The following is an 8,046-nucleotide window of genomic DNA, read 5'->3' on the forward strand; positions in this document are numbered from 1 at the left end:
ATCATGAGTGGGGGGAAAGCAAACCCGTCCACAAACCTTTGCCTCATTTCAGCTTCGCTCAGCATGACGTATTCCTGCTGTTGCCACACGAGAGGAATGTTTTCCAGAAAGCGCGTTTTTTCCTGATATGGAAATATACCACTTTCTGGAAAATGCGACAGCCAAATTTCCAGTATTTGTCGATTTTCCATATCAGGAAAAGACCATGCAACTGGAAAACCACGACGAAATGCTGCTGTGGAATCCTAGCCCTTGCAGATGTTGGCGGTGCGCTGAATAGCATCCCAAACCTCAGACGCGAATTCAGTTGGCAGCGCTGAAACCAGGCAGATCACTCCATGATGGATACGCCGAGCAGATTGGAACTTTGGGATGTCCTCGGTTGCAACGCAGATTCCCCTCCCAGATCGGTTGAGAAACCGGCCATAAGTCGATTGAGGTAGCTGCGTAGAATACCCTTCGACGTCAGATCGCGTGGTGGCAGGAACTGGCCTTCCTTCGCGAGGTCGAGAATCGCCTCCCGGTGTGTCTGGAGCATTTTCAAGTGTTACATTTCGCACTCACTTGCTATTAAATGGATACACTTTGCACCAAGTGCGGCAACAGAGAGAGCAAGATCCTCAACGACGAGGAATCTCACACGAAATCGTCGGCAGCAATTCACCCTGGTGAGGCGGGGAAGCGCGTCCAAGTGATCCAATCGACGGGCATCATCACTGAGTTAAGCCCCGATCGAGTTGCTCGATGAGGATGGAGTCGCAAACCGCATCGCTAGCGCGGACCACGTAATGGTTCCGAAATCGATTCAGGAGTTTTGCATCTCGTTGCCACATGGACGCACCGCGAGCGAGCCGAGATGACAATGAGCGCTCATCGCCATCCGACAACCTCACAGTACCCCGTCGAAGATCACACAGGTGTCGTACAAGTCAGGTCAGAGACGATTCAGCAATCACACCTCCCTGTGCTAGACACATACCGGAACTTTTTGACGAAACCATCGATCGAGGTGCTGCTGGTTTTGAGGGCACTTCGCACGTTTGAGTTCGCGGCATATCGCAATGAGAAGAACGCTGCACCGGGCGAGCAAGAAGGTCAATTGGACTGTGGCGGCCGATTCATCGTCTTCGAAGTCGAGCACTATCACCACGAACGACCGCACCAAGGGATGGACGATGCCGTTATGGTGAACAGTAAGACAGCGAGCGAAACTCCGGACGACTGTGAAGCACCGATCAAATTGGTCTGCAAAGAGCGACTCGGAGGCGTACTCAAATAATACTCGTGCCGGGCAGCGTAGGAATGCGGTGAAGATCAATCGCTTGGTCGATAACAATTCCATTTCAAGCCCATCATTGGCGTCTGAACATTTAACCCGCGAAAATGAACCGGTTGGTGCGTGTCGATGTTTCTGCCACGCCAAACGCAAGTCGCGTTGACACCCCCGTCAACACTTTTACCAGAAGACAATCACCATGACTGAGCCAAACCAAAGTTCAGCCGACAAACTCATTGTGGTCGAATTGATTCGCGAACTCGATCGATTGATTACCCAATTGAGGACGACTACTCGCGCGGCGGACGAAATGGCAGAATGGGGCAACACGCTTGCTTTTCGAGAATTAGCTGCCGTAACCAGCGAGCTTTTCAGCCACGTGACGCGATCGCCGTCGAAAAACGTCACTGATTGCCATTCCACGATCGGAGACGAAGTTTCAGGCTTGGCTGCCCAAGCCTTGGCATGCTGCGATCTGGCTTTACTTCGAGAACGTCTGACATCGGCTGAGAGTTCAATACGTGCGTGGTCTCCTGCGCCACACGTAAAGCCTAAAAGACCTCGACTCGTGCTCGGTGATGATGAAACGGCTTTTGCGGAGTGGAAAAAGGATGCAGATGCTCTCACGGACCTCGGTCGACCAGAGCGAGTGGCCAGAGAACAGATCCTGGCTGCGATCTCTGCTGTTGTGGAGTTGCTAGATTCCGCTCGACGAAATCTTCATCTCGGGAGCGCTGCGGACGAGGCGTCATGTTCGATCCGTCGGCAACCTTCCGGCGCATTCCTAATACGGTTCGGCGAAGAGGTCGGTACGATCAAAACGGTTGGAGCCAAGAATTTCGTACAGCTCTGTCGATACCGAAGAGTTAATGTCGACTTTCTTGCAGTTGAATCAACCGAGATTTCGGCAAGCCGATCGGTGTCGCGATTTCTTGAGATTGACGGGGTCCAGTCATTACGTGCGGTTCCACTGGCTCATGAGCTTGGAAGAAAAGGGTTCGGGAATCTGCGCCACAAAACGAAAAGTGATATCGAAGAAATCGAGATAAGAATCGAGGCGTGCAACTCGGATCAGGAGCGAGAACTCTTGGAAAGTCTGCTTGGTCAGCTGATTACCTTTCAAAACAGCTTTTGGCGTACGTCTGACACTGAAATCAAGACCATGCGTCGCAAGATTGAGAAAAGTTGGCAGAGGTTAGTCGATGAGTGCATAATCGATATGCCACAATTCGCAGAACATGTCTCATCCTGTTGGGCATACGACTTAGTCTGGGATGAATATGTATATCGGCACCAAAGAGTCGAATGGGCGTTTCTCAACTTGTAAAAAAAACGACACTTCTTGTCGGTGAAACGACAGTTTTCGGCCCGCTAGGGTGGTGACGGCGATGACCATCACCACCCTAGCGAGGAGAGAAGACTGTGCATTCCGTAAGTGCCATTGCGAGGCAGCTCTCGCAACAAAATGGGGTTACGATCGCACCCCACGTCATTTCGACGCTGTTCTACAAGCGACGACTTGACGACACACGTTGCCCGGTAGTCTGCGGACATCGTCAAATTCCGGACGATTACATCCCGGCTATCGAGCAAGCTCTGCGTGACACAGGCGTACTTCCTCCGGCGGAAGCGCCGTCAGCATGACCGACCGCGACGAATCTTCGCTCCGCGATCACACGCGGCGAGTCTGGCAACCACGTGCAGGCCGGAATCTCACTGACGATGACTGTCGGGAGATCGAGTCGAATCTGATCGGCTTTCTCAGTGTGCTTGCAGACCGCGAATCCGCAACTGCGCAAGTGACGCAGGAAGCCGTTCACCAATTCCAAAAACAGGAGTAATCGATGAAACGACGACGACAAATCGAACACACGGGTGTTCCGGATGTTCACCTTCAGTTCGGGCGAAAGCCGATCGACGCGAAGGCCGCTGAAGAGTCCTGCCAGGTCGATGCCGCCGCTGACCGCGAATGGTTCGCTCGGAACCCGCTGGCGATACAACGAGAGCGTCTCGCATCGAGCCGCGAACTCAAAGCACAGGGACTACTTCCCGGTACGCTCGCAGTCATATTTCGCGGACCGTGCGGTGCGCAAATCCGAATGTTTGTCACCCCGTCTGCCACTAACTAACCACCATGACTAAGGCCCGTCGACTGGCATCGACGGGCCTCGAAGTTCCAAAAGGAGAACTAACTATGGCTGAGGACACAGCCGCGTTTGAATCACGCAATTCTAATGTTCCGAAGGCTGTTGGCAATTCTGATTTCGCTAGCGAGCAGAGTTTGCTGGAATTGCCGCCGCGCACAGTACATTCCGAGTGTGTACAAGAAGCATGGTGCCATCACTGCGAGGCGCTGGAATGCTGGGTCCACAATCAACTACTCAATCGCAATGATGTTTACGGTCAGTATCTACCAATTCTTGCGAGAGCTGGCCGCTCAAAGAACTTCACTGCACCTGCTGACCCGAACCTGCGGTTCCCAGGGATTTTAACCGCTGCCAGAATCAAGCAGCACTTCTGCGGCTGGGACGAGGGACATTTGATTGGCATTCACGCGATCAGCAAAGCTAACACCAGTCGGTGGTTTGCGATTGACATCGACCAACATGATGAAGCCGAGTCGGTGGCATCATTCGCGAACCTCCACGCTGCACGGCATTGGTGCGCAGTTCTGACACATCTGGGTTTTCACCCGCTGATCATGGACAGCAATGGCAACGGAGGGCTGCATGTATGGGTAGTTTTGCACGAACCCGTTCCCACTTGGGTTGTTTTTCATTTCGCGCAATGGCTTGTTGCTGATTACAGCAGATTCGGCTTCACCTCAGCACCGGAAACCTTTCCAAAACAACAATCTCTCTCCGAAACGTGCCCTTACGGAAATTGGATCCGATTGCCCGGTCGACATCATTCTCGTGATCATTGGACTGGGGTCTGGTATGGACGGCAATGGTTGAATGGCGAGTCTGCCATCAAACACTTAATCCAGGCAACTGGCGACGACGTCAACATTCTTAGGGAATGGCTGCATTCACACCATGTGGTGGTCCAGTCACAGAGCCAGCCAGCGCCTAGAACCGGTGCCAACGTGCAACCGCAACGAATATCGAGGCCACCTCTGCCCAACTCGATTGGCTCGCGCAGCCTAGCCGCTATGCCATCCCGATTGTCGTCCAAGACTCGGAGATTCCTTTTGGGGCATTTTCAGCACGAATCTCAATGGAACAACCGGCTTTTTGCTGCGGCCTGTGACATGGCAGGGAACGGATTCAGCTTCGACGAAGCCCTACCTCAACTTTTGCGGGGGGCTGGTCCGTACGACAACTGTGAACGCGCATTAGCAACCAAAACGATCGAGTCAGCATTCTCCCAAGTTCGCCAAGCTGCTGTCACCTACACACACGCGTCATCACCAGACAATGCCATCATGGTCGGCAACATCGAGGTTGTCATTAGTTCTCATTGCCCGCCGTACAATGCGTACGGGAAGGAGGGCTGAAATGGCTTTGGTCATACAAGTCCCCCCAAATGCGACACGATCACGAAGCGCCATCGTGGCATATGACGTTCAACATGACCAGTGGCGCGAAGTTCACCGCGATGTGCTTGATATCAACGCAGCCAACCAGCGCCGGCGCTTTGCAACTGAAGTTGCTGAACGCATGAACTGCCCCGTGTGTGATGTCGAAGCGGCATTGCTCGCAGCTACGGCTCAATCTGGCCCCCATGATGTTAGACCTGGGGTTGGAGGTGAGGCTCCGGACGATCCACACCGACTGGCTCTGCTTTGCCTCGAAGAATGGTCCGATACGGAACGGCAACAAGGGCTGATTTACTACCGTGACGACTACTATGCTTTTGACGCAAGCAAATATCATGTGGTTGGCATCAAGGACGTCCAAGCGAGGGTGACTGCGGCGATCAAACGGGAATTCAATCGCTTAGGGCGGGCTGGACTCCTTGCACCGAACGGTCACATTTTCAAAGTCACGTCGAAACTTCTGAACGACGTCGTCAGGGTTATTGAAAGCCTGACGAAAATCAGCGACGCAAGGTCGCTTCCCATGTGGCGAGACGATCGGCCAGACATGGTTCCGCTTCCGGAGAACGTCTTGGTGACACCATCCGGTCTCGTCGATCTGGCGGCGTTGGCCGCTGGCCATTTTCAATGGATTCCTCCAACACCAGCGTTCATTTCGACTCACGGAATCGGATTTTCTGTTGAACCAGCCGCCCAATGTCCCTGTTGGGAAAACTTCCTGAGGCAACTCTGGCCGGATGATCAAGACAGCATTCATTTGCTTCAGGAATGGTTCGGTTATCTGCTGCTCCCCGACACCTCGCAACAAAAGATGCTGATGTTGTGTGGGCCGACGCGATCAGGAAAGGGGACTATCGGACGTGTTCTGAACAGTTTTCTGGGCGAAGCCAACGTCGCTGGTCCGACACTTCGCAGGATGCAGGGCGAATTCGGCTTGGAACCCTTGATCAACAAGTCTCTCGCTCTCGTCAGTGACGCACGACTTTCGGGAAAGATCGACGCAATGTCATTGTTGGAAGACATCCTGAATATCACGGGCGAGGATACCATGACAATCAATCGGAAAAACAAGCCGATGCTGACGCTACGGCTTCCGACCCGCATCATGATCAGCTGCAATGAATTTCCACGCTTCCAGGACGCGAGTCAGGCACTTTTCTCGCGACTGCTGTTGCTGCAATTGCGTCACACTTGGCTGAACCAGGAGGATCATGATTTGACTGCACGATTGATAGGGGAACTGCCAGGAATCCTGAATTGGTCTATTGCGGGACTCGGCAGACTCAGGCAAAGAGGGCGCTTCGTTCAGCCATCATCCTCACAGCAATTCCTTGATGAATGCCGCAGGATGGTCAGTCCAGTCCATGCTTTCATACAGGACCGGTTGGAAGTTGGACACGAATTCTCGGTCCCCACACAAACATGCTTCCAAGAATGGATACGTTGGCGGAATGATAACGGCGTCCAAGTCTTGTCCGAACAGCAGACTTTTGGCCGAAGTCTTCATTCGGCTTTACCTTTTCTGACGGTGGGCCAATCAACCATCCATAACGGTAGGCAGCGGGAATACCGAGGCATTCGCATAAGGAACCGGCCAAATTGAGCTTCTGATGAGCGACGGACACTGACCCCAAAAACGGATGTACGGGATGCACAGGCTAAAAAGCACTTGTTGTGTTTTTAACAGGTGTCTTTTTGATAAGTTGAATTCGATTTACTTGAAGTCAGTTTTTGCCTGTGCATTCCGTGCACACTCTCGCTCAGCCGTCTCCTCTCCTCGCCGATTGGGGGGCCATCGCGTCGTGGATGAGCCACCTCTACTTGGCGGACGTTGGCTGGAGAACGCTCAGCGCAGATTTTCTTTGTTTCCTCATGGCAAACTGGCCGGTCGGTTTTAATGCGTGAGAACTCCAGGAAGAACTGCAACCGCAGTCTCCCCAACACACGTTGATTGGGACTGGCTGATCCGGCTTACAGCTTCACATCGTCGGTGATTGTGAACTCAGCGCGTCAACAATCCATAAGGCACGCGGCGCGAAAATGTCAATTGCCGCTTTCGCTCGGGACTGAAGTCGCGATTCCGAGAAAGCTGGGGGGAGCCGGTGGTGGCCGACGGAATTGCCCAGCAATTATCGAGCGGTAAATAGGAACCGCGAAACAGCATTCTCTCGATTCCGCCAACCCAATCACTCAAAACTCCTGCTTTTTAACTCACCGAGAAAACGCAGCTGTGCCCGTAACCTGCAAAAAGGCCGACGTGCGAGCCACACGCGAAGATGCTCAAACAGGGATCTGTTCTAGGACAGATGGGTAGAGAAGAGACTCGTGTTTGACGTAAGCCCAAAAAACGGGGATGGTTATGGCCACGAGCGGTTCCGATAGGTTTGCGGATTGCTTAGCAAAATTGACTTTTTCATAGACACGCACCACCGCGGACACGGAAAAATGAGGGGGTACGTGGTTCGGCCACCTTGTCATCCCCCTGGCCGCTAGGCTGTCACCCCTCCTGGCCGCTAGGCTGTCACCCCCCTGGCCGCTAGGCTGTCACCCCCCCTGGCCGCTGGGCTGTCACCCCCCCTGGCCGCTGGGCTGTCACCCCCTCTGGCCGCTGGGGGGCGGTCGCAGGTCTGGCGGCATGGTCCGACGGCCAATTTTCGGTGCGTCGGAAGCAGCACGTAGACGACCGCGCGTCGGCTGCCGTGCGCTGTCGTCGGGGGAATTGCTTTCAAGTCACCTCGACCGGTAAATAGGAACCACGCGAAACAGTACTACCTCGATTCAGTAAATCGTCGACCGCCGTCAACAATCTGATCCTGCAATCCGGCTGATCGCCGTGCCTTCACATCGGTATGCTTGAAACCATCCCATTCAATTGCTGTTCGACTAAACTTCGTATTGCGTTGACAGTCTCCGTTTCGTGCTTGTAACCCAGTATGGGAAGCCGGTGAGTAGTCCCTAAGGTCACTCTGATAGCTAAGAGAAACCGTTCCGGGGGCGGGCCAGATAGCCCGCCCCCCAAGATCGGTAGACGTCTAACGCGATCCTATTTCGGATTGCCACGCGAGTTGCGTCGCTGTCTCCATCCGGCGCGGAATCCACCCCGAGAGCCGTTCTGTTTGCCGAACTTGTAGGCCCAGGCAGCGATCCCTGCCAGGATTGCGAAGGCAAACAACGATTCCATATATTTGCTCCTGCTTTTAGAGAGTTGAATTGAAATCAACAGATCAGC

At 53.6% G+C, this 8,046-nt stretch carries 8 protein-coding genes; 5 read left to right on the forward strand and 3 right to left on the reverse strand.

All coding sequences use genetic code 11. From position 1 onward, the window contains the following. Positions 1-191, reverse strand: a 191-nt coding sequence (locus VGE80_RS09750; RefSeq protein ID WP_440592528.1) for a hypothetical protein, incomplete at its 3' end; no start/stop codon positions are given. A 140-nt stretch (positions 192-331) separates the two neighbouring features. Further along, positions 332-538 carry a hypothetical protein gene (locus tag VGE80_RS09755; protein ID WP_440592529.1) on the reverse strand — a complete coding sequence of 69 codons (207 nt, stop codon included), beginning with the start codon at positions 536-538 and terminating at the stop codon, positions 332-334. A gap of 324 nt (positions 539-862) precedes the next feature. Between VGE80_RS09755 and VGE80_RS09760 the strand changes: the two genes are divergently transcribed. The 5 genes from VGE80_RS09760 to VGE80_RS09780 all read left to right on the forward strand — a co-directional run bounded on the left by VGE80_RS09760 (position 863) and on the right by VGE80_RS09780 (position 6,420). Further along, a complete protein-coding gene (locus VGE80_RS09760; protein ID WP_440592530.1) occupies positions 863-1,279 on the forward strand; it encodes a hypothetical protein in 417 nt (138 codons plus the stop codon). Positions 1,280-1,475: 196 nt separating this feature from the next. After that, a complete protein-coding gene (locus tag VGE80_RS09765) occupies positions 1,476-2,603 on the forward strand; it encodes a hypothetical protein (protein ID WP_440592531.1) in 1,128 nt (375 codons plus the stop codon). Positions 2,604-3,120: 517 nt separating this feature from the next. After that, the gene (locus tag VGE80_RS09770; protein ID WP_440592532.1) at positions 3,121-3,405 is read left to right on the forward strand and encodes a hypothetical protein; all 285 of its coding nucleotides are present in this window, start codon (positions 3,121-3,123) and stop codon (positions 3,403-3,405) included. Positions 3,406-3,470: 65 nt separating this feature from the next. Then, on the forward strand, positions 3,471-4,775 hold the full coding sequence (locus VGE80_RS09775; RefSeq protein WP_440592533.1) for a TOTE conflict system archaeo-eukaryotic primase domain-containing protein: 1,305 nt from the start codon (positions 3,471-3,473) through the stop codon (positions 4,773-4,775). Between the two features lies 1 nt (position 4,776). Then, positions 4,777-6,420 (forward strand): DNA primase family protein, encoded by a 1,644-nt coding sequence (locus VGE80_RS09780; RefSeq protein ID WP_440592534.1) that lies wholly within the window; start codon positions 4,777-4,779, stop codon positions 6,418-6,420. A gap of 1,440 nt (positions 6,421-7,860) precedes the next feature. On the opposite strand, the gene VGE80_RS09785 is transcribed toward VGE80_RS09780, so the two are convergent. After that, the coding region (locus tag VGE80_RS09785) for a hypothetical protein (RefSeq protein ID WP_440592535.1) at positions 7,861-8,046 on the reverse strand (186 nt) is incomplete at its 5' end.

Source organism: Schlesneria sp., assembly GCF_036405755.1.
GTDB lineage: Bacteria > Planctomycetota > Planctomycetia > Planctomycetales > Planctomycetaceae > Schlesneria > Schlesneria sphaerica.